The organism is Microbacterium sp. Leaf151 (genome assembly GCF_001424225.1).
In the GTDB taxonomy this organism is placed as follows: Bacteria; Actinomycetota; Actinomycetes; order Actinomycetales; family Microbacteriaceae; genus Microbacterium.
Window position 1 is genome coordinate 867,297 of record NZ_LMOR01000001.1, and the last position, 20,877, is coordinate 888,173.

Genomic DNA, 20,877 nt, shown 5'->3' on the forward strand with positions numbered 1-20,877 from the left:
TCAACCGCGCAAGACGCCCGTTCGGCGTGCGCACCGTCAGAAAGCAGCACCATGTCTCGCAAGACCACTCTTCGTCGTGCCCTCGTCGGCCTCACCGCCGGCGTGGCCCTCGCGATCGCCGCGCCCCTCGCGGCATCCGCCCATGTCACCGTCAACCCGGACACCGCCACCCCGGGCAGCTACGCCACCGTCAACTTCCGGGTTCCCACCGAGAGCGAGACCGCGTCCACCGTCAAACTCGAGGTGTCCCTCCCCACCGACACCCCGTTGAGCGCCGTTCTCGTGCAGCCCGTTCCCGGCTGGACGGCCACCGTCGAGAAGGGCGCACTGCCCGCACCGGTCGAGGTCGAGGGCAACACCATCTCGGATGCCGCGCTGAAGATCGTGTGGCAGGCCGATCCCGGCGTCGGTATCGGTCAGGACCAGTTCCAGATCTTCTCCGCCGTGCTCGGGCCGGTGCCCGACACCGGCAGCATCGTTCTCCCGGCCACCCAGACCTACTCCGATGGCGAGGTCGTGGACTGGGCGGCGACACCCGACGAGGTGGCGGCGGACGACACGCTCGAGCCCGCGCCGGTGCTCTACATCAACGACACCCCGCCCAGCGGCGAGCACAGCCACAGCGGGCACGGTGCCGCGTCGGCAGCCCCGGCGGCCGACGCGATGACGGCGACCTCGGTGCCGTCCGACGACTCGTCCGGCGTCGCCCTCGGCCTGAGCATCGCCGCCCTCGTCGTCGCCGTCGCCGGGGCCGTGCTCGGCGCCCTCGCCTTCGCGCGTCGCCCGAAGCGGAGCTGATCGTGGCATCCCGGAACGTGCTGCGGCGGGTTCTGGCCGGGGCGGCGGTGGTCGCGGCCGCGATGACCGCCGCCCTCGGCGGGGCGACCGCCGCCTCGGCGCACGACTCCCTCGTATCGTCCTCGCCCGCCGAGGGTGACACGGTGTCGTCCCTGTCGGAGGTGCGCCTGGACTTCAGCGCCAACCTCCTCGGCACCGACGGCGGCAACATCGTCATCGTCGTCGGCCCGGACGGGCGCCATTACGAAAGCGAGTGCGCGGCGCTGGCGGGACCGACCCTCACGCTGCCCGTCGCCCTCGGAGCCCCCGGCGACTACTCCGTGGAGTGGCGGGCGGTTTCGTCCGACGGGCACCCCGTCTCGGGTGTCATCCCGTTCGCGTACACGGGCCAGAGCGTCTCGACGGGCGCCGAGGCCTCTCCCTGCGCGAGCGCAGCAGGAGCGACCGAGGCGGCGGCTGAACCGGCGAGTACCGGCGGGATGTCGGGTCTCACGCTCGGCCTGCTGCTCGGGGGCGGCGTCGTCGCACTGGTCGGTGTGCTGCTCGTCGTCATCCTGCGCCCCCGCACGCGGAAGGACTGACGGTCCGAGCCCGGATGCCGCGGCCCGGCGCGCCTCTGACAGGTCGCCGGGTCGTGGCATCCGTTCGTTCGCCGACGACGCGGTGGCGGCATGAGAACAGGGGAGAGAACCAGAACAGGCCCACCGACGTCAGGTCGACCTGTTCTCGCCGCATCCCCTGTCCTGGTGACGGGGCGCGTTCCCTCGACGCCGTCCGCCGGTCACGCACTCTCGGTGCGACCGGCGAGCGACGGTGTCCCCGACACTCGGAATCCGCGACCCTTAAAGGTTCTGGCCCGGCACCGAGAACGTGTCGCAGGCGTTCACCCCGCTGTCGTACCCGACGTCGAACCAGCGGGTGCGCTGCTCGCTGGAGCCGTGCGTGAAGCTCTCGGGGTTGACGACACCGCCCGATTCGGCCTGGATGTGGTCATCGCCCACGGCGGATGCCGCCGAGAGGGCATCGACGATCTGCTGTTGCGTCGGCGGCTGCAGGTAGGGCGTGCCGTTCTCGTCGACCTGTTCGCCCGCGGCGGCGACCCACGCCCCCGCGTAGCAGTCGGCCTGAAGTTCGGTGCGCACCCCGTTGCTGTCCGGACCGGTGCCGTTGTTCGGATACTGCTCGAAGACGCCGGTGAGGTTCTGCACGTGGTGGCCGTACTCGTGTGCGAGTACGTACAGCTGCGCCAGGGGGCCGGCGGTCGTGTCGTACTGCGCGCGCAGGATGGAGAAGAACGTCGGGTCGACGAAGACCGTCTCATCGGGCGGGCAGTAGAACGGACCCGTCGAGTTCGAGGCCGTGCCGCACGAGCTCCCCGTCGCCTGGTCGACGATGACGAGCTGCGGCTCGCGATAGCCCTCGAGGCGCTCCGCCCAGAACTGGTCGATGTTGAGCGAGGTCGCGGCCAGGCGACAGGCGTCGTCGCGGTTGGCATCCCGGCCCGTCTCGCAGGCGGCTATCTCCTCGCCGCCGCTTTCCGGGCCCGCGGCTTCCTGACCGCCCAGGAGGCCGGTCAAGTCGGTGCCGGTGAGGGCGGAGAACAGCAGCACCACGATCGCGCCGATGCCGACCGTTCCGCCGCCGATCGCCGCCACAGTTCCGCCCCGGCGTTTGGCGGAATTGCCGCCGACGCGCGCATTGTCGTTGAACGTCACGGACGACACGTTACGCGCGCGTCCACCGGGCGGAATGGGGCTGGACTTCGCGCAGAAGCGGTGTCTGCGCAGGCGGAAGCCGCCGGCGCAACCCCCTGATCCCAGAAATGGACGGGGGTACCGTCAGCCGCGAGAAGCATCGCAGCCCCGGCGTCCGCTTCTCGACGACAACCATCGGAGTCCGTCATGCCTTTGACACGCCGTACCTTCCTCGCCGGATCGGGCGCGCTCGCGCTGCCTTTCCTCCTCGCGAGCTGCGGATTCGTCCAGACCGCCCCTGCCGAGAGACGCCAGGGCACTCTCACCTTCACCACGTGGGGGACGGATGCCGAGCTCGCCGGATTCCGCTCCGCCATTGCCGCGTTCGAGGCGGCGAACGAGGGTTCGACCGTCGAGCTCAACGCGGTGCCGTACGAGCAGATGTTCACGAACATCGATGCGCAGCTGCAGGCGGGCAACCCGCCCGACATCTTCCGCGTGCCGTATTACACGTTCGGCGCCTACGCCGGGCGCGGGCAGCTGCTCGACCTGAAGCCCCTGCTCTCGGCCGATCGCCAGGGGCAGTTCACCCCGCAGGCGTGGGCGGCCGTGCAGAACGGTGACGGTACCTTCGGACTGCCGCACCACACCGACACCTCGGCGATCCTCGTCAACCTCGACATGTTCCGCCAGGCGGGCATCGACCCGTCGGAGATCCCCACCTCGGCCGATCAGGCGTGGACGTGGGACGAGCTCGACGCCCTCGGCGAGCGGCTCCGCGCGGGCCTTCCCGCCGACCGCTGGCCGTGGGCCTACAACTGGCAGGGGAACGGTGTCACGCGCTGGCTGAGCCTGCTGTTCCAGTCCGACGGCGCCTTCCTCGAAAGCGACCAGAAGACTCCGGCGATCGACTCCGACGCCGCCCGTGAGGCCGTGGAGTTCTCGAGCTCGTTCTTCACCAAGAACTACGTACCGGCCAACAACACGATCTCCTCGTCGAGCTACGCGGCGGAGTCCTGGTTCTCGCAGTCGGTGGCGATGGTGTGGTCGGGCGCGTTCCAGATCCCGGATGCCGAGACCACCGCAGACTTCGAGTGGACCGCGACCTATGCTCCGCGCAACGTCCGCGCGGGCAGCGACTTCGGAGGCAACGCGCTCGTCGCCACCGCGAACACGCAGCAGCCCGAGCTGGCCGCGGCGTTCCTGGAGTTCGTCACGAACGCCGACCCCATGCGCGACTTCTGCCGCGCGGCATCCCTCCTCCCCACCCGCGGCGATCTGCTCAATGACGACCTCGAGTTCGACGTGCGCCCGGATCTCGCCCCGGTGTTCGCCGGGCAGGCCTCACTCGTGCAGCCGCAGGACGTCGCGCAGGTCGCGAGCCCGTCGATGTCGGCGATCATTCCGGTCCTGAAAGAGCAACTCGACCTCGCCTTCACCGGGGCACAGGATGCCGCGACCACGGTGACGAACCTGCAGTCGGGGATCGGCGCGGCCACCGGTGGCTGACACCGCGGTCGCCCGGCCCGACACGGTGTCGCGGTCGGGTCGTTCGGGGTCGGGGGAGCGGATGCGCACCCGCCGCCCCGGCGCGCGTCGAGAGGCGCTCGCGGCCTACGGATTCATCGCGCCGAACTATCTGCTGCTGCTGGTGTTCGTGCTCGTGCCGCTGGTGGGGGCGTTCGTGGTCAGCCTGCAGCGCACCGACGGCTTCGGCGCGGGCACATTCACCGGGCTCGACAACTACGCGCGGCTCGCGGGGGACCCGCTGTTCTGGCGGGCCCTCGGCAACACCGTGCTCTTCACCGTGCTGGTGACGCCGCTCTCGATGCTCCTGGGGCTGGTGGCCGCGACGCTCCTGAACTCGGCGCTGCCGGCGCGTCCGCTCTGGCGCTCGCTGCTGATCCTGCCGATGGCGGTGTCGGGCGTCGCCACCGCTCTCATCGGTGTGCTCGTGTTCGATCAGAACTCCGGCATCCTGAACCGTCTGCTGTCGGCCGTCGGGCTCTCACCCGTCACCTGGCAGTCGGATCCGCTGCCGGCGTTCGCGACGATCGTGCTGGCGACGGTGTGGTGGCGCACCGGCTTCAACATGCTCATCTACCTCGCGGGGCTGCAGGGCATCGGCCCCGACCTGTACGAGGCCGCCACGCTCGACGGAGCGAGCCGTCTGCAGCGCTTCCGCCATGTGACGGTGCCGCTGCTGGGCCCGACATCGTTCTTCCTCGTCGTGCTCAACGTCATCTTCTCGTTCCAGGTGTTCGACATCGTGTTCGTGCTCACCGGGGGCGGACCGGGAGGAGCGACCAGCGTGCTCGTGACATACGCCTACGAGACGGGCTTCGTGACGCGTGACCAGGGCTATGCCGCGGCGATCGGCATGGTGCTGTTCCTCTTCGCGCTTGTCTTCGCCGCCGCGCAGTACCGCGCCAGCAACACGAAGGACGTGGTCGAATGAGCGTCGACGAGCGGGTGGCATCCACATCTCCCGTGTCACCGCCGACCGTGACTGCCGGTCGGAAGGCCGCCGATCGCACGCGACGCCGGGGAACGGCGCTGCGCACGATCATCGTCGCGGTTGTCGGGCTCGCGGCGGTGTCGCCGCTGTATTGGATGCTCGCGGTGGCCTTCTCGTCCCGCGCCGAGCTGTTGGGCGGCCGGGAGCTGCGCCTGTGGCCGCGCGAGGTGACGTTCGAGAACTTCGAGCGCGTGTTCGCGTCGTTCCCGGTGGCGACCTGGTTCGGCAACTCCGTCGCCATCGCCGTCGTGGTGACCCTCATCTCGGTCACGACGAGCCTGCTCGCCGGATACGCGTTCGCGCAGCTGCGCTTCCGCGGATCGACGGCGCTTTTCTTCCTGGCGCTCGCGACCCTCGTGCTGCCGGTGCAGGTGATCATGGTGTCGCTGTTCCGCATCGTCACCGCCACGGGCCTGTACGGCACGTACTGGGCGGTCATCCTTCCCGTCTCGGCATCCGCGTTCGGGCTCTTCCTCGCGCGGCAGTTCATGCTCGGCATCCCGCGCGAACTGATCGAGGCGGCGCGGCTCGACGGAGCGGGCCACGTGCAGACGTTCCTGCGCGTCGTGCTGCCGCTGTCGAAGCCGCTCATCGCCGTGCTGGTGTTCATGAGCCTGCTGTCGTCGTGGAACGACTTCGCCTGGCCCCTGATCGCCCTACGCGAGAACCGGCTGTTCACCCTGCCGATCGGCCTGCTCTACCTGCAGGGCCAGTTCGGCAGCGACTACGGCGCGACCATGGCGTACGCCCTGCTGAACGTGGTGCCGATCGCGATCGTGTTCCTGGTCTTCCAGCGGTATTTCGTGGCGGGCTTCGCGCGCAGCGGCATCAAGTGACGGTGAGTGTCCAGAACACGCCGCATCCCCGTCCGGGACGCGGCGTGTTCTGGACACTCAACAGGCAGGGGGAGGGGAGGCGTCAGCTGATGCGGCGTACCGCGGCGTCGGTGGGCGGGGCGGGCGATGTCTGCCGTAAAATCCGCGAGCGCCCGACGCGCGATGAGCGGCGCGTCGCGACGTCCGTCTCCCGCTGGGGGAGTTCGGGGGGACCGAGGGCCTCGGCACTCGTGCCGAGTCGCCTCCGTGCCATTCCGCGTGTCGCGCGTCGTGGAAAAGCACCCCCGGTCGACGAGGCGGAAACCGACTTCGCGCCGAGGAACGATGAGGACGAGCAGGAGCGAACCCTAGCAGACCACGATGGTCACCGCCCTCTTCCGGCCACGCTAGGCGGGACACGCAGCGCCGGTGCTGCATGCGCGACGGGTCGAGATCTCCACCGACGCTCCGACCGCCGATACCGTGCGAGGCTATTCGTAGCCTTGGTTAACTAAACAAGATGTGTTCGGAGGTGTACATGGGTAGGTCCGCGACGGCCGGCTCGAAGCTGCTGCCAGAGGACGTCCGTCGACACAACCGGACCCTCGTCCTGCAGACACTTCTCGACGCGGGCCCGCGCAGCCGCGCCGATCTCGCACGCGAGACCGGTATCACCCGGGTGACAATGTCTGATCTCGTGGGCGACCTCCTTGGCGAGGGTCTGTTGCGAGAACTCGGTTTGCGGACGGGACCGGGGCCGGGGAAGCCTTCCATGCAGGTCGATATCGATCGCCGGAGCTCCCTCATCGTCGGTATCGACGTGAGCGACCATGTGGTGTTCCGTGGAGCGCTCCTCAGCCTGGACGGCGAGATCCTCGTCCGCGCGACACGCAGTGCGGAGGGGGCGAATGGAGCAGAGGCGTTGCGCCGAGTAGTCGAGCTCGCGGCGGATCTCGTCGACTCGTCTCCCCGGCCGGTCCTTGGCATCGGAGTGGCGACGCCCGGCATCGTGGACGACCGCGGGCTCGTCCTCAGCGCGCCGAACCTGGGTTGGACGGGGGTCGACCTCAGCTCGAGTGTTCGCGCCGCGACAGGGGTGCCCTGCCACGTCGCCAATGATGCCGACCTCGCGGCCCTCGCCGAGCGCTCCATCGGCGAGTCCGCGGCAGACATCGTGTTGGTGCGCATCGGCCGCGGCGTCGGCGCCGGCATCCTGCTCGACGGACGAATCCGGCACGGATCAGCGTCCTCGGCAGGCGAGATCGGGCACGTCATAGCCGGCGCCGACGACGGTCCGCTCTGCATCTGCGGCAAGCGCGGCTGCCTCGAGACCTGGCTCGCCGCACCGCGCCTCACCGCCGCCATCGCTGCTGCGGGGGCGGGATCCGCCGAAGCCGTCCTTTCCTCGGCGGGAGAGCGGCTTGGACTGGTGCTCTCACCGGTGATCGCCGCGCTCGACCCTGACGAGATCGTTGTGAACGGGCCACCCGAACTGGTGAGCGATTCACTGGTTGAGGCGACGAACCGCACAATCCACGCGCGCACAACGGACGCCTTCCACGGCCACGTCGCTGTACGCCGTTCGACCCTCGGTCTGGATGCGACACTTCTCGGCGCCGCGGCGCGAGTTCTCGAGGTGGAACTAGGACTCACCTAGGGCGTGCTGACCGGGCCGGATCGAGGTGTCTTCTGCGGTGCATGAGTTGTGACACGTCGCACGATGCTTGATGAGGCGTAGATGCGCGTGGAGCCGATGCCGCCGACGGCGAGGCCCGTGCGCGCGTCCACCCCACGGGCGATGCCCACGGTCCTCGAAGAACCGGCCGATCGGCGGGCGCTCCTCGGCTGCGGCAGAGACCCGGCGCTTCACAGCAGCACCGTCATGATCAGCGGAGCATGAGGCGAGAGGGTCTTGACGCGCCGTCGGGCGAAGACGTGTGAGCCCGAAGATTTCGGGGGAGGACTCGGCGTGTTTCGGCTTATAGACAATTTGTTAGCACACCTTGCATTTGCCTGAGCGTTAGAGGAGAGTCATGCCAACGATTGGTAAGGCGTCCTTACAAACTCCTTCGGGATTCCGCTGAGAGTGCGGGGCCGCGGGCTGGTCGTCGTCCATTCCTGCATCCACACCCGACCCTGGTCCAAGGAGTTCCATGTCCGCCCGTAAGCGTTTTCTCCCTCTCGCCGCCATCGGCCTCACTTCTGCTCTCGCGCTGACCGGCTGCGGCTTCGGCGGCAGCACCGCAACCGAGGGAGATGGCAGCGGCACCACTCTCAGTTTGCTCGTCCCGAGTTACTCCGACTCGACGCAGGGTCTGTGGGAGACCGTCATCGACGGCTTCGAGAAGGCGAACCCGGGCATCAACGTCGAGCTCGAGGTGCAGTCGTGGGACAACCTCGAGAGCGTGATCGCGACAAAGGTTCAGGCCAACCAAGCACCCGATATCTATAACGGAGGCCCTTTCGCGTCCTTCGCCGACGACGACCTGCTCTACCCCGTCGAGGAGGTCGTCTCCAGCAACACCTATGGCGATTTCCAGACGTCTTTCCTTGCCAACGCGAAGGTGGGCGACACCGTCTACGGTCTGCCGTGGATCGCATCCGCCCGCGCGCTCTTCGTCAACAACGCGCTCCTCGACCAGGCGGGCGCAACGGTGCCGACGACGTGGGCCGAGCTGCTCGACGCCGCGACGAAGGTGTCCGCGCTCGGAGACGGTATTGCCGGCTACGGCATGCCCCTCGGATCGGAAGAGGCTCAGGCTGAGGCGGCCGTCTGGCTGTGGGGCGGTGGTGGAGAACTCGGCAACGCGGAGACGCTCACGATCGACGACCCCGCCAACCTCGCGGGAGCGAGGTTCATCCAGACGATGATCGACGCCGGCGCCACCCAGGCCGACCCCGGCTCGACGAACCGCAGCCCGCTGATGGACATCTTCATCCAGGGCAAGATCGGCATGCAGATCGGCCTCCCGCCCACCGTCGGCCAGATCGCCGAGGGCAACCCCGACCTCGATTACTCCATCGCCCCGATCCCCACGGAGGACGGTTCCCCGCTGACGCTCGGCGTGGCCGACCACCTGATGGCGTTCAAGAACGACGGCTCGAAGAAGGAAGCCATCACCTCCTTCCTCGACTTCCTCTACTCCTCGGACGTCTACGTGCCGTGGGTGAAGGCGGAGGGGTTCCTCCCCACCACCGTTTCCGGCTCTGAGGCGCTGAGCGGTGAGGAGGCGCTCGCGCCGTTCCTCGCAGTGCTGCCCGACGCGAAGTTCTACCCGAGCGGGAACCCGAAGTGGTCGGCGGCCGACGCGGCCTTCAAGGCGCTCTTCGGCAAGCTCGCCACCGGCAGCGACGCGCAGAGCGTACTCACCGAGATCCAGACCCAGGCCAACGCGGGCTGACCTCCGTTCGTCCACTGACCCTGCAGCGAAGAGTTGAGAGAGCCCATCATGACGAATCAGACCGAGACGCCGAGGCGGCCGCATCCGGCCGATCCTGGTCCGGCCGTGGGCCTCTCCTCTGACGGCGGAGCGGGCGGTGCCATTCCGTCCGCCCGTTCCGCCGCCCTGGGCGAGATCCTCCGAGCACTTCCCTGGATCGGCCCTGCGCTGTTGCTGGTTATCGGTGTCGTCGGATTCCCGGCGGTCGTGATGTTCTACAACTCGACTCGCGACATCAGCCAGAGTGGCGTCGATCGAGGCAGCGCCGGACTGCAGAACTACATCGACGTTGTCACCTTCCCCGAGTTCTGGCCGATCATGGGACGCACTGTCGTCTGGGTCGTCTCGGTCGTCGTTCTCACCGTTGTCCTGTCGCTGCTGCTCGCTCAGCTCCTGAACAAGGCATTCCCCGGTCGACGACTGGTGAGGATGGCGGTCATCGTTCCGTGGGCGGCGAGCGTGGTGATGACCACCCTCGTCATCTACTACGGACTTGAACCGTACTTCGGGATCATCAACAAGTTGCTCGTCGATGTCGGCTTGGTGGACACCCCAGAGGGGTATGGCTGGACCCGAAACCCCGAGACAGCGTTCGCCTGGGCCATCGCCGTCGCTGTCTTCGTCTCGCTTCCCTTCACGACGTACACGATCCTCGCCGGGCTTCAGACCGTACCCGCCGATGTGCTCGAGGCGGCGAGAATCGATGGCGCGGGGCGCTGGCGGACATACGTGTCCATCGTTCTTCCTCAGCTGCGCTCGACGCTCTCGGTCGCCGTCCTCATCAACATCATCAACGTCTTCAACTCGCTCCCGATCCTGCGAGTGATGACCGATTCGCTACCCGGGTACGACGCGGACACCGTGATGACGATGATCTTCAAGTACATGCAGAACCAGCAGCGGATCGATACGGCTAGTGCGTTGAGTGTCATTGCCTTCGCGATCGTCATCGTGGTCGTCGCCGTCTTCGTCCGAGTCGTTCGTCCCCTCAAGGAGGTCGACGCGTGAGCGCTGCACTTTCTGCTCGGCGTCGCGCCCGCCGCTACACGAGCGATCACGTCTCGGCTGGCGCGGTCGCCCTGCGCATGGTCGCCGGGGCCACCGTCCTCCTGGTGTTCTTGCTCCCGTATGCGATCATGCTTTTCGGTTCGGTGAAGACCCGGGCGCAGATTCGCTCCGTCGAGCCGACGTACCTCCCCACCGAATGGCACTGGGAGAACTACATCTCGATGTGGTCCACCCCCGAGACGCCCCTGGTGCAGAACCTCATCTCGACGGTCGTCATCTCGGTTTTCGCGACGATCCTCGTACTTCTGGTCTCTTTGCCCGCGGCGTACTACACGGCTCGCTTCCGCTTCCCCGGCCGACTCGTGTTTCTCGCGCTCGTCATCGTCACGCAGATGCTGCAACCGGCGGTACTCACTTCCGGATTGTTCCGGCAGTTCGTCTCGCTCGGGCTGACCGACACGTGGCTCGCGATGATCCTCGTCAACGCGGGTTTCAACCTGTCGTTCGCGGTGTGGATCATGCACAGCTTCTTCGCTGGTGTGCCGAAGGAGATCGATGAGGCCGCTCAACTCGACGGGGCAGGCCGCATGACGGTTCTCTTCCGCATCAACCTGCCGCTCGTCTGGCCGGGCATCGTCACCGCGATCGTCTACACGTTCGTCGCATGCTGGAACGAGTTCGCGGCGAGCCTCGTGATCCTCTCCACGGCCGGCAATCAGCCTCTCGCCGTAGCCCTGACGAAGTTCGTCGGCCAATACGAGACCAGCTGGCAGTACGTCTTCGGCGTCTCGATCGTCGCCATCCTGCCCGTCGTCCTGCTCTTCTTCTTGATCGAGAAACGACTTGTCGGGGGCTTGACCGCCGGGGCTGTCAAGTGAGTGCCGTGCACTCCGCCGTGACGCGCCGCCTCGACGACGGCGGCAGCGCCGCTCGCGATCCCCTCACAGTCGCCCGCGCGCGCGCTCTTCGGATGGGAATCGACATCGGAGGGTCCAAGATCGAGGTGGTCCTCGTCGAGCACGGACGCGTCATCGCCCTCGATCGCTTGCCGACCGGATACGGTGCACGGCAGGTGCTCGCGAACACGGCGGCTCTCGCTTCGACACTGGCTGCGAACGTCGGCCTCGACCTGGCGGATATCGGGGCTGTCGGTGTCGGCATCCCCGGGGCGATCGAAAGCGGCACGGGTCGTGTGCGGCATGCCGTGAACCTCGGCATAGACGACTTAGCGCTCGGATCTGAGCTCTCCGCGCTCCTCGGAGTTCCCGTCCGCATCGAGAACGACGTGAATGCCGCTGGTCTCGGGGCCTTCCATGCCCTCGGGCTTGCGCGCAACGCGTCAATCGCCTATCTCAATCTCGGTACAGGACTCGCTGCCGGCCTCGTCCTCCAGGGCACTCTGTGGCGAGGATCCCGAGGTACGGCCGGTGAGATCGGTCACATGCCCGTCGTGCAGGACGGGCCGCTCTGCGCCTGCGGTCAGCGCGGTTGTCTCGAGTTGTACACCTCGGGCTCCGGGCTCGCCCGCATGTGGCCCGCCGCTCCCGGGCAGGCGTTGGCCGAACTGCACAAGGCCGTCGCCGCGGGCGATCGCGCCGCGATCGACGTGCACCGTACCTGGATCGAGGGGATCGCCTCCGCTGTCCGCGCCCTCGTGCTCACCCTCGATGTCGATTCCGTCATCATCGGCGGCGGGCTCAGCACGCATCACCCCTCACTCCTTGACGAAGTCCGAGGTGTGCTCACCGAGTGGAGCGCTCGGTCATCATTCCTGAAAATGCTCGACCTTCCTTCACGCGTCGTACTGCCGCCGACCGGACTCCCCGTCGCCGCCCTCGGTGCCGCCCTGCTCGGAGAACCCCGATGACCGAAGTCGCCCTCGTCCCCTCACCTGAGGCCGGAGCCGCCCTCGCGGCCGGACTCATCGCGGAAACCCTCGCCCAACGCGCGGACGCCGTACTCGGGGTCGCCACCGGCTCAACACCTCTGGGTGTGTGGGCGCAGCTCCGCGACCAAGGCGTTGACGTCGCATCCACGCCCGCCTTCGCCCTCGACGAGTACGTCGGTCTACGCACTGGTCACCCCGAGTCGTACCGCTCCGTCCTCGAACGCGAATACGCCGCACCGCTAGGCGTCGACCCGACTCTCCTGCGCGTGCCCGGTGACGACGGAGGACCACTGGCTACGGCAGGCGCTCGCTTCGAAGCGGCGATCACTCGCGCGGGCGGCATCGATCTGCAGATCCTCGGGATCGGCCGAACCGGCCACATCGGCTTCAACGAGCCCGGCTCCTCCCTCGCCTCCCGCACGAGAGTGAAGGCGCTCACCGAGCAGACTCGGAGCGACAACGCACGGTTCTTCGACCATGCCGGTCAGGTGCCGACACACTGCCTCACCCAGGGCCTGGGAACGATCCTCCAAGCCCGCACCCTGGTGCTACTGGCCTTCGGGAGCGCGAAGAGCAACGCCGTGACGCGAGCGGTGGAGGGACCCCTTTCCTCCTCATGCCCCGGGTCGGTCATCCAGCTCCACCCGCACGTGATCGTGATCGTCGACGAAGAGGCGGGTGCGTCGCTCGAATACCGCGACTACTACAGGTTCGCCTGGGAGCACCGCTCCCTCGACAGCATCCAGGCCCCGGCATGATCCGGCCCGCACTGGAGGTTGCAGTCGAGTCGACCTCCCAAGCTCTCACGGCACGCGAAGCCGGCGCCGATCGTGTCGAGCTCTGCAGCGCGCTCGACGTCGGCGGTATCACCCCGTCGATCGGCGCCGTCGAGGCCCTCGTGGCAGCGGGCGTGCCTGCCCACGTCCTGATCCGTTGCCGGCCAGGCGACTTCCTCTATACCGAGGACGAGCTGGATGTCATGGTGCGCGACATCACGGCAATCGTGGCGGCGGGTGCAGACGGCGTCGTCCTCGGTGCGCTGCGCTCCGACGGTGGCATCGACGAGACCGCCACCCAGCGGCTGGTAGCCGCTGCCCACCAGGGCGCACGCGCGATCACGCCGTACATCACCTTCCACCGCGCCATCGACCACTCCGCGGATCCTGTCCGCGCTGCTGCCGAACTCGGGCGATTGGGGGTTGATCGCGTCTTGACCTCGGGCGGCCGCGCCAGCGTCGCAGCCGGATTACGCGACGGCATCATCGAGCAGATGACTCGATCTGCGGGATCCGTCGAAGTCATGGCCGGGGGCGGGGCGACCGTCGAAGACGTACCCGCGCTTGTACGCTGTCGCGTTGCCGCGGTCCACTTCTCTGCGCGAGGACGCGCGTCACCCGCGCCCTCACAACGCCTCTCCGTGCCGCTTGGACCCTCCGACGGACACCGAGCCCCGACCTCCACCGACCCGCACCTCGTCCGGGCGATGGCCGACGCCCTCGACTCCCGCTGACAGCACTGCCCTCGATGGCGGAGGCGCGCCGCCCACTCGACACCTCGGAACCGCTCACCGACTTCCTCCCCGTCACCCCCTCACGAAAGTAGGAAAAGATGTCTCCCCTCACCCCCGCCCACCCCCGACGCGTACGGAGGGTGCCCGTGCTCAGAACACTCGTCGCCGTGCTCGTCACCTCCCTCATCGCCGTCGGTGCAACGGCAGCGCCCGCCGCGGCCGCGACGGTCTACACCGATGTCGACGAGTCACAGACCAGCGGCGAGAACCGCTTCACCTATTCGGGCTCCTGGGCGAACGACTCCGGACTGCCGACCGACCGCTGGTTCGATGGCACCGAGCACTACGCGAACGGCACTGCCGGTCAGAGCGTGACCCTCAGCTTCGTCGGAACGGGAGCGAAGCTCTACGGAGCGAAGCACCCCGCTCACGGGATCTACGCCTTCAGCGTCGACGGCGGACCTGAGACGACCTTCGACGGTTACGCAGCCACGGTCGCCCACCAGCAGCTCCTCGCCGATACCGGCGCACTTGCCGCGGGACCCCATACCCTCACGATGCGGCTCACCGGAACGAAGAACCCCGCGTCGACCGGGACCGCGGGCCAGGTCGACTTCGCGACGGTGTCGTCCGAAGACTCTTCCGTCGCACCCATCTGGTCAGCCCTTCCCCAACCCTCATCCCTCACCCTCGATGGCGGCTCCTGGAAGGTCTCGGCGGACTCACGGATCCTCCTCCTCAGCGAGCAGCGGACCGCCCTCGAAGCCGAGGCGAAGCGCTTGAGCTCCGAACTCGCCACCAGCGGTTCCACGGCTGCGGCTCTCCCCATCGTCGTCGGCACCCGTGCGCAGATCCGCGCGAACGACATCGTCCTCACCACCGGCGACGTCCCCTCCCGAACAAGCGCTGAGGCATACTCCATCACGGTCGGCAGTGCCGTCGAGGTCACCGGTGAGAGCGCGGCCGGCGTTTTCGCCGGAACCCGCCAGATCGTGCAGAACCTGAAGGCGACGTCTTCCGTTCCCACCGGCAGCGTGATCAGCGCCCCGGCGGTCCCCGAGCGCAGCCTCCACATCGACGTCGGCCGAAAGCAGTACTCGAAGACCTGGATCGAGCAGCAACTGCGCGACATGTCGTACGTCGGGCTGAACACCCTGCAACTGCACTTCTCCGAGAACGAAGGTTTCGGGATCGTCAGCGACAGCTACCCCACCATCGCCTCACCCAATGCGCTCACCAAGGCGCAGGTCCGCGAGATCCTTTCCCTGGCCGCGGATCAGCACATTGCCGTCGTCCCCTCGCTCGACATGCCCGGTCACCTCCAGGCAGTCCTCGCGAAGTACCCGCAGTACCAGCTCAAGGACGCGAACGGGACCGCCGTGCGCGGCGCCCTCGACATCACCAACCCCGCGGCCGTCGCCTTCGCCAAAACGCTCATCGACGAGTATGCGGCCCTCTTCGCCGGCAGCACGCACTGGAACCTCGGCGCCGACGAGTTCGTCGACTTCGAGCACATGGAGCGCTACCCCGTGCTGCAGAACGCTGCAGCGGCGAGATACGGCGCCGGGGCCACCGGCTTCGACCTGCTCACCGGGTTCGCGAACGATATGAACAGCTACATCCGCTCCAAGGGTTTCACGACCCGGGTGTGGAACGACGGCATGTTCCGCAGCACCCACGTCACGCTCGAGAAGGACATCGAGATCACATGGTGGACCAACTGGAGCCCCCAGATGGCACTTCTGCGCACCGCTCTCGACGCCGGCCATAACGTCGTCAACTTCAACGACTCGGTGTTCTACTACGTGCTCGGCGAGAACGCGGGATACACGTACCCGACCGCCGCCAAGATCTGGAACCGCGACTGGAAGCCCGGTGTTTTCCCGACCTACCAGGGTGGAACCCAAGTTCTGACCGCCCCGTACACTCCGCAGCTGCTCGGCGCATCGTTCGCGATCTGGAGCGACACCCCTGCCGCTCAGACGGAAACACAGGTCGCAGACGGCATCCGGGGACCACTACGAGCCATGGCTGAGCGCAGCTGGAACGACGGCTCTGCTCTCGCCCTCCGGTCCTTCACGTCCATCAGTTCCGTGATCGGTCGCGCGCCCGGCGTTGAAGGCCCCCTCGTGGCCAGCGGCACGGTCACCGAGCTCGGTGCTTCCACGATCACCATCAACCCCGTGGTGACCAGCCGATGCATCGCGGGTAAAGCGGTTCTTAACACCACGGTCGCGAACACCACCTCCGGCGCCTTGGCCTTGCGGATCGTCTCGCCCTACGGGACGAAAACGTTCGCCACGACGGCGGCCGGGAAGAACGCCTTCCATGTCTTCACCACCCGCCAGAAGACGATGCCGGCCGGACAGGTAGTTGTCACTGCAACCGGCGCTGGGGGTGCGACCACAACGACGACCACTCCGTACACCGCCCGCACCTGCTGACCCCGGGGGAGGCGGCGGGTCCGTCCGTCGCCTCCCCGCAACCCCGCTACTCGACCGCCACATGCAGACCGACCCCTTACGGAGAAACCATGACCACCCGCAACTTCTTCGCCCGCTCAGGCGCTGCTGCGGCCGGAGCCGTCGTGCTCCTCGCGATCGCCGGAACCGCTCACGCCGAGGAGATCTCGTTCGGTGATTCACCAGTCGACGTCGGGGTCACGATCGAACCGCTGACCACCCCGGGTGCGCTCACTCTGACCGTCGCCGGCACCTCGGCATCCCTCGCCGAGGACGGTTCGACGGCACTCGTCCGCCAGTTCACCGGTACGCTGCCGACCGTTACCGTCTCGGACACCCGAGCGCCGCAAGACGTGCCCTCGGACGCTGCCTGGTACGTGCTCGGCTCCGCGTCTGACTTCGTCGGCGACTCCGGCCAGCCCGCGATCGGCGCCGAGAACCTCGGATGGGCACCACGGCTGATCGACGGTGGCGACTCCGGGCTGGTCGCCGCAGGCGACCCCGTCCTCACTGCCGACGGGGAGGCTCCCAACAACACCGGCCTGCAGGACCAGGAACTCTTCGTCAGCACCGGTGGCTCGCGTGACGTCGTAAGCGAGGGCAGTTGGACGGCAACCGCCGACCTCACGCTGCGCGTCCCCTCCGACGTCGACCCCGGCGACTACTCGTCGGTGCTCACCCTGTCGCTTTTCGAGTGAGCCACCCCACAGGACCCGCCCCCGAATCGATCATCCACGGCGCGCGCAAGGTCGACACCGACGGTATCGTCGAAGATTTCTGGCTCGCGACCCGCGGTGATCGAATCGTCCGGACCGGAACCGGGCACGGCTGGCGCGACGAGCTCCGGCCGGGGACGGACGTGTACGCCGCCACCGGTGTCACCGTCGTCCCCGGCTTCATCGATCTGCACGTGCATGGCGGCGGGGGCGTCTCGTTCGACGACGGTCCCGCCGCCATCGCCGTGGGCCTCGCCACTCACCGCGCTCACGGAACGACGAGGTCGCTGATCAGCCTCGTCTCCGCGCCGTTGGAGCGACTTGAGCGCAGCCTCTCGCAGATCGCGGACTTGGCCGACGCGGACCCGCTTGTTCTCGGAGCACACTTGGAGGGGCCCTTCCTTGCACCCGACCGACGCGGCGCGCACGATCCGCGGGCATTGCAGCTGCCCGATCCCGCGATCATCGATCGACTGCTCGAGGCTTCGCGCGGATACCTGTGCCAGATCACCATCGCCCCAGAGCTTCCCGGCGCCATTGCGAGCATCGACCGTCTCGTCGCAGCGGGCGTCGTCGTCGCCGTCGGGCACACGGATGCGGATGCGGAAACTGCTCGGCTGGCTTTCGATCACGGAGCGACGCTCGTCACCCATGCCTTCAATGCCGTCCCCGGGATTCATCACCGGCAACCCGGGCCGCTGCCGGTGGCGCTCGCTGACGAGCGCGTCACACTTGAGATCATCGCGGACGGGCACCACCTTCACCCCGACGTCGTGCGGCTCGCTTTCGACAGCGCCCCCGGCCGTATCGCGCTGATCACCGACGCCATGGCAGCGGCCGGTGCGGGCGACGGCAGCTCCCTCCTCGGATCGCTGGCGGTCGATGTCGCGTCGGGTCGAGCCACACTTCCTGAAAGCGACACTTTGGCGGGGTCCACGCTGACACTCGACTCGGCGTTCCGCACCGTCACCGCTGGGGGAATCGACGAAGTTCGTGCCGTGCACGCTCTCACGGCTGCCCCCGCCCGCGTCCTTGGCATCGACGGAGATTTCGGACGGCTCGCCTCGGGCTGGTGCGCCGACTTCATCCTCCTCGACGAAGCCCAGCGTGTGACGCAGGTTCGGGCAGACGGACACGTGGTAGGCCCGTGACTGCTCGGCATTCGCGAAGGGACCGCTCGGCTCAATGGGAGACGACCCAAGGCGCGGCTCCGAACTGACATCCAGCAGGATCGCCGCGACCCACGAACCGTGGGAGAGTGAAAACCCCGCTCTCTTCCGAGGAGGACGTCATGACCGCCACCGCCGAGAACTCGACGCCGCTGCTTCCCGGGGCGGCGATCATCGTCGGCATCCGTTCGCTTCTCGTGTGGGGAGTCGTCGCGTCGGGGGTGTTGGGCACGTTCCTCCGCGGGACGCATCAGAGCTGCACGGGCGGCATCAGCTCGAACGGGCAGGGTTTCCTCACCGCGGACGGCGCCCCCACCGATATCGAGCCCTCCTGCGGTATGGCGACGCTGAGCCCGAGTCCACTTGTCTTCCTCTTGCTGGCGGCGATCGTGATCGGCTCGCTCACGCTCATCCTGCGACGCGCTGTCGATGAGGACTACGCGTTTCGCATCCTGGGGAACGCGCGGATGGCGATCGTGATCGTCACGCTGGTCGCTCTGGCGGTTGGGTGGATCGCTGTCATGACGCTCCAGATCGACGACTGGGGTTCCTACTCGATCTTCTCCCCGCAGCCGTTCGCGCAGTTCGACGTGGAGAGTTGGCCGATCACCCAGCGTTGAGGCGCGGCATTGCTCGCCCGGGGGCTTCGGGGGTTCGTCGTCTCGAGATCGAGTCCCGGCCCGGAGCCGGCCATCACGCCAACGGCGAGAGCTCATGCTGATGGACGTCCGCGGTCTCTGCAGGTGGCACCGCGAACCGACCGGCCGCCCACCCGGCCCGGCGGTCACCGGTCCGGGAAAGTGCCCTCGTAGTCCTGCCAGGTGCCGGCGAGATGCTGCATCGCCCAGAGCTGCTCGGACGCGGAAGCTGCCGTGGCGCCCGCGAAGTCCATCACGATGTAGTTCGACCGGAATCCGTCTTCGACGGTCGCCGCGAATCGCTCGGCCGCCCCTCGCGAGCCGAATCGGTAGTACGTCGCTTCCTGTGTGGCGTAAGCCTCGACGCACTCCACCGCCTCCCCGCACGCGGTACCGGTGATGTCCCGCGGCTCGGTCACCGGAGGGTTCTCGGCCCCGGTGTTCTCGAGGAGTTCGTGCAACGTCAGCGTCCACTGGCTGTCGAAGAGCAGCCGCCCGACCCACAGTCCGCAAGCCGCGACGACAGCGACCACGACGATCAGAACGAGTATGCGCACTGCTCGCGGCCGGCCGCGCGAGTGATCTGTGTGGCTCATTCGGGGCCGGGTTTCGACGGGTGCGCGGGTGCGGCAGCGACCCGCTCTGGGTGTGAGGCGGTCAGTCCTACGGCGAGGCCGCCCACGAGCTGCCCGATTGCGAGAAGTCCGATCGCCGCGGGCAGTGCGATGGTCGGCGCGGCTGCGGCATCTTCCAGATCGATGAGCGGACCGATCTCATCGAGCCACGTTCCGTACTCGGTGCCGTAGATGACGAGCAAGACGATGGTCGTCAACCCGATAGCTGCGGTGATGAATCCCCAGATCTTTCCGCTCACGGGTGCAGTCTCTCAGGCGCGGACCGCGTTCGCGGATTCGGCGTCGGGTCGAGGGAGTGCCGACTGCGAGGCTTGCGCGATGACGCTTCGCCCGCCGACGGACATGCCCGACCAGGTCTTCGACGGGTGGGTGGGCCACTTCGCTGCGAACCGAGCGCGCGGGGAGGCCATCGAGGCGGGCGTCGACTGGGACACTGCGGCGGACCTTCCGGAGAACGTGCGCACGGCTGTCATCCGGTCGTTTCAGAGATTCGAACTGGGTGAAGGGGGAGAGGGGTTACATCTCTTGCGCACGGCCCGAGGGCAGAGTGCGGCCCCGCGGGAGGCGCTGCGGATGCTCGCAGCGGAGGAGCAACGGCACTCGACGCTCTTCAAGCGGGGACTTCAGTATCTGGGTGCGGACACTGTGACCACCCACCGGTCCGACGAGGTGTTCACCCGGTTGCGCCGCTCGCTCGGTTTGCGCACCGAACTGGCACTGTTTCTGGCCGCCGAGGCGGTGGCCATGCCCTACTTCGTCGTCCTCGCGCGGTCTGGACCGGATGAAGTGATGAGTGCCATCGGAACACGAATCGCCCTCGATGAGGAGCACCACCTCGCTTTTCAGATCGACCAGTTGCGGCCGGGTTTCGTCCGGATGCCGACCCCCGTTCGAGGGGTCGTGTTCCTCGCGTGGTGGTGCGTCGCTGTCGGCGCCGCAACGGTGGTCGCCATCGACCATCGCGCCGCTCTTCGGGTGTGCGGTCTGCCGGTGAGGAGCTTCTGGGGAGCGGCACTGCGATCGCTTCGTCGAGCGGCTGGAGCGACGTTGAGCCGAGAATGATGCGCGATGACATGATCCCGCCGGAGCTGATCGTGCGCGGGTCGACGAACGCTCCGCAGTCGAGGCGGTGATCGCGGCGTCCCTCCGGAGGGAACCGGGATGCCGATCCACTGAGGGGGAGGACGATCGCGCGACGGGCCGGATCGCCCGCGGCGGTGTCACTCCAGAATGAACGCGCGCCCGTTGATGAACAGGGTGTCGGGCTCGGAGGCGTCCATCTGGAAGACGGCGCTGCTCTCGAAATCGGCCTGCTCCCAGGCGACCAGTCCCACCGGCGCGACGGCCGAGGTGACGAGCAGCCCTCTGGCGAGGACGGAGAGAATCTGACGACGAGTCATCGGGAATCTTTCTCGGAGCCGTCGACGTCGACGACCCCTACGCGGGTTCAGGGAACCCTGGTCGGTGGGCGAGGGTGACCTCTTGTTCCACGCTAACGTGGTCGCGTTCTCGGTAACAAGAGGTTTTCCTGAGAGAACGACAAGGAGTCCCGGCGGGAGCCGCAGCCCCCACGCGAAGTGGGCCCC

Annotated in this window: 21 protein-coding genes; 17 read left to right on the forward strand and 4 right to left on the reverse strand. The window is 67.7% G+C overall.

The window, feature by feature from the left end; all coding sequences use genetic code 11:
* Positions 1–51: 51 nt before the first annotated feature.
* Together ASF76_RS03910 and ASF76_RS03915 are read left to right on the forward strand one after the other, a co-directional pair.
* Positions 52–798 (forward strand): YcnI family copper-binding membrane protein, encoded by a 747-nt coding sequence (locus ASF76_RS03910; protein ID WP_055953143.1) that lies wholly within the window; start codon positions 52–54, stop codon positions 796–798.
* Positions 799–800: 2 nt separating this feature from the next.
* A complete protein-coding gene (locus ASF76_RS03915; RefSeq protein ID WP_055953146.1) occupies positions 801–1,379 on the forward strand; it encodes a copper resistance CopC family protein in 579 nt (192 codons plus the stop codon).
* A gap of 261 nt (positions 1,380–1,640) precedes the next feature.
* Here ASF76_RS03915 and ypfJ read toward each other — a convergent pair whose 3' ends face one another.
* Entirely contained in the window at positions 1,641–2,513 is an 873-nt protein-coding gene (gene ypfJ / locus ASF76_RS03920) for a KPN_02809 family neutral zinc metallopeptidase (protein WP_055953444.1), read from the reverse strand.
* Positions 2,514–2,699: 186 nt separating this feature from the next.
* Here ypfJ and ASF76_RS03925 point away from each other — a divergent pair, with 186 nt between their 5' ends.
* From ASF76_RS03925 to ASF76_RS03990, 14 genes are all read left to right on the forward strand, one after another.
* A complete protein-coding gene (locus ASF76_RS03925) occupies positions 2,700–4,001 on the forward strand; it encodes an ABC transporter substrate-binding protein (protein WP_055953149.1) in 1,302 nt (433 codons plus the stop codon).
* On the forward strand, positions 3,994–4,950 hold the full coding sequence (locus ASF76_RS03930) for a carbohydrate ABC transporter permease (RefSeq protein ID WP_235561223.1): 957 nt from the start codon (positions 3,994–3,996) through the stop codon (positions 4,948–4,950). Before ASF76_RS03925 ends, ASF76_RS03930 begins: the two co-directional genes overlap by 8 nt.
* The gene (locus ASF76_RS03935) at positions 4,947–5,846 is read left to right on the forward strand and encodes a carbohydrate ABC transporter permease (protein WP_082484829.1); all 900 of its coding nucleotides are present in this window, start codon (positions 4,947–4,949) and stop codon (positions 5,844–5,846) included. Before ASF76_RS03930 ends, ASF76_RS03935 begins: the two co-directional genes overlap by 4 nt.
* Positions 5,847–6,597: 751 nt before the next feature.
* Positions 6,598–7,482 (forward strand): ROK family protein, encoded by an 885-nt coding sequence (locus ASF76_RS03940; protein ID WP_235561224.1) that lies wholly within the window; start codon positions 6,598–6,600, stop codon positions 7,480–7,482.
* Positions 7,483–7,978: 496 nt separating this feature from the next.
* The gene (locus ASF76_RS03945) at positions 7,979–9,226 is read left to right on the forward strand and encodes an extracellular solute-binding protein (protein WP_055953153.1); all 1,248 of its coding nucleotides are present in this window, start codon (positions 7,979–7,981) and stop codon (positions 9,224–9,226) included.
* A 48-nt stretch (positions 9,227–9,274) separates the two neighbouring features.
* Positions 9,275–10,273 carry a carbohydrate ABC transporter permease gene (locus ASF76_RS03950; RefSeq protein ID WP_082484830.1) on the forward strand — a complete coding sequence of 333 codons (999 nt, stop codon included), beginning with the start codon at positions 9,275–9,277 and terminating at the stop codon, positions 10,271–10,273.
* Complete coding sequence (locus ASF76_RS03955; RefSeq protein ID WP_235561225.1) at positions 10,270–11,151, forward strand: carbohydrate ABC transporter permease; 882 nt, start codon at positions 10,270–10,272, stop codon at positions 11,149–11,151. The genes ASF76_RS03950 and ASF76_RS03955 overlap by 4 nt, the downstream gene beginning before the upstream one ends.
* Positions 11,152–11,156: 5 nt before the next feature.
* Positions 11,157–12,140, forward strand: a complete 984-nt coding sequence (locus tag ASF76_RS03960; RefSeq protein ID WP_235561226.1) for an ROK family protein — start codon at positions 11,157–11,159, stop codon at positions 12,138–12,140.
* Entirely contained in the window at positions 12,137–12,919 is a 783-nt protein-coding gene (locus tag ASF76_RS03965; protein ID WP_055953156.1) for a glucosamine-6-phosphate deaminase, read from the forward strand. The genes ASF76_RS03960 and ASF76_RS03965 overlap by 4 nt, the downstream gene beginning before the upstream one ends.
* Complete coding sequence (locus tag ASF76_RS03970; RefSeq protein ID WP_055953159.1) at positions 12,916–13,671, forward strand: copper homeostasis protein CutC; 756 nt, start codon at positions 12,916–12,918, stop codon at positions 13,669–13,671. Before ASF76_RS03965 ends, ASF76_RS03970 begins: the two co-directional genes overlap by 4 nt.
* 146 nt (positions 13,672–13,817) lie before the next feature.
* On the forward strand, positions 13,818–16,115 hold the full coding sequence (locus ASF76_RS03975) for a beta-N-acetylhexosaminidase (RefSeq protein ID WP_055953162.1): 2,298 nt from the start codon (positions 13,818–13,820) through the stop codon (positions 16,113–16,115).
* Between the two features lie 89 nt (positions 16,116–16,204).
* Complete coding sequence (locus tag ASF76_RS03980; protein WP_055953165.1) at positions 16,205–16,831, forward strand: hypothetical protein; 627 nt, start codon at positions 16,205–16,207, stop codon at positions 16,829–16,831.
* Positions 16,828–18,000 carry an N-acetylglucosamine-6-phosphate deacetylase gene (nagA, locus tag ASF76_RS03985; protein WP_235561227.1) on the forward strand — a complete coding sequence of 391 codons (1,173 nt, stop codon included), beginning with the start codon at positions 16,828–16,830 and terminating at the stop codon, positions 17,998–18,000. The genes ASF76_RS03980 and nagA overlap by 4 nt, the downstream gene beginning before the upstream one ends.
* Positions 18,001–18,140: 140 nt before the next feature.
* The gene (locus tag ASF76_RS03990) at positions 18,141–18,638 is read left to right on the forward strand and encodes a hypothetical protein (RefSeq protein WP_055953167.1); all 498 of its coding nucleotides are present in this window, start codon (positions 18,141–18,143) and stop codon (positions 18,636–18,638) included.
* A gap of 164 nt (positions 18,639–18,802) precedes the next feature.
* On the opposite strand, the gene ASF76_RS03995 is transcribed toward ASF76_RS03990, so the two are convergent.
* Both ASF76_RS03995 and ASF76_RS04000 read right to left on the reverse strand, forming a co-directional pair.
* The gene (locus tag ASF76_RS03995; protein ID WP_055953171.1) at positions 18,803–19,213 is read right to left on the reverse strand and encodes a hypothetical protein; all 411 of its coding nucleotides are present in this window, start codon (positions 19,211–19,213) and stop codon (positions 18,803–18,805) included.
* A gap of 35 nt (positions 19,214–19,248) precedes the next feature.
* The gene (locus ASF76_RS04000; RefSeq protein ID WP_055953174.1) at positions 19,249–19,530 is read right to left on the reverse strand and encodes a hypothetical protein; all 282 of its coding nucleotides are present in this window, start codon (positions 19,528–19,530) and stop codon (positions 19,249–19,251) included.
* A 79-nt stretch (positions 19,531–19,609) separates the two neighbouring features.
* Here ASF76_RS04000 and ASF76_RS04005 point away from each other — a divergent pair, with 79 nt between their 5' ends.
* Entirely contained in the window at positions 19,610–20,353 is a 744-nt protein-coding gene (locus ASF76_RS04005) for a ferritin-like domain-containing protein (RefSeq protein ID WP_055953177.1), read from the forward strand.
* Between the two features lie 158 nt (positions 20,354–20,511).
* On the opposite strand, the gene ASF76_RS04010 is transcribed toward ASF76_RS04005, so the two are convergent.
* Positions 20,512–20,691, reverse strand: a complete 180-nt coding sequence (locus ASF76_RS04010) for a hypothetical protein (protein ID WP_055953180.1) — start codon at positions 20,689–20,691, stop codon at positions 20,512–20,514.
* Positions 20,692–20,877 lie beyond the last annotated feature (186 nt).

What these genes read in the sequence shown, in the direction of transcription:
- ASF76_RS03925 (WP_055953149.1), top strand. Translation starts at nt 2,700, where the DNA reads ATGCCTTTGACACGCCGTACCTTCCTCGCCGGATCGGGCGCGCTCGCG.
- ASF76_RS03945 (WP_055953153.1), top strand. Translation starts at nt 7,979, where the DNA reads ATGTCCGCCCGTAAGCGTTTTCTCCCTCTCGCCGCCATCGGCCTCACT.
- ASF76_RS03940 (WP_235561224.1), top strand. Translation starts at nt 6,598, where the DNA reads ATGCAGGTCGATATCGATCGCCGGAGCTCCCTCATCGTCGGTATCGAC.
- ASF76_RS03980 (WP_055953165.1), top strand. Translation starts at nt 16,205, where the DNA reads ATGACCACCCGCAACTTCTTCGCCCGCTCAGGCGCTGCTGCGGCCGGA.
- ASF76_RS03935 (WP_082484829.1), top strand. Translation starts at nt 4,947, where the DNA reads ATGAGCGTCGACGAGCGGGTGGCATCCACATCTCCCGTGTCACCGCCG.
- ASF76_RS03970 (WP_055953159.1), top strand. Translation starts at nt 12,916, where the DNA reads ATGATCCGGCCCGCACTGGAGGTTGCAGTCGAGTCGACCTCCCAAGCT.
- ASF76_RS04005 (WP_055953177.1), top strand. Translation starts at nt 19,610, where the DNA reads ATGACGCTTCGCCCGCCGACGGACATGCCCGACCAGGTCTTCGACGGG.
- ASF76_RS03910 (WP_055953143.1), top strand. Translation starts at nt 52, where the DNA reads ATGTCTCGCAAGACCACTCTTCGTCGTGCCCTCGTCGGCCTCACCGCC.
- ASF76_RS03965 (WP_055953156.1), top strand. Translation starts at nt 12,137, where the DNA reads ATGACCGAAGTCGCCCTCGTCCCCTCACCTGAGGCCGGAGCCGCCCTC.
- ASF76_RS03950 (WP_082484830.1), top strand. Translation starts at nt 9,275, where the DNA reads ATGACGAATCAGACCGAGACGCCGAGGCGGCCGCATCCGGCCGATCCT.
- ASF76_RS04010 (WP_055953180.1), bottom strand. Translation starts at nt 20,691, where the DNA reads ATGACTCGTCGTCAGATTCTCTCCGTCCTCGCCAGAGGGCTGCTCGTC.
- ASF76_RS03990 (WP_055953167.1), top strand. Translation starts at nt 18,141, where the DNA reads ATGACCGCCACCGCCGAGAACTCGACGCCGCTGCTTCCCGGGGCGGCG.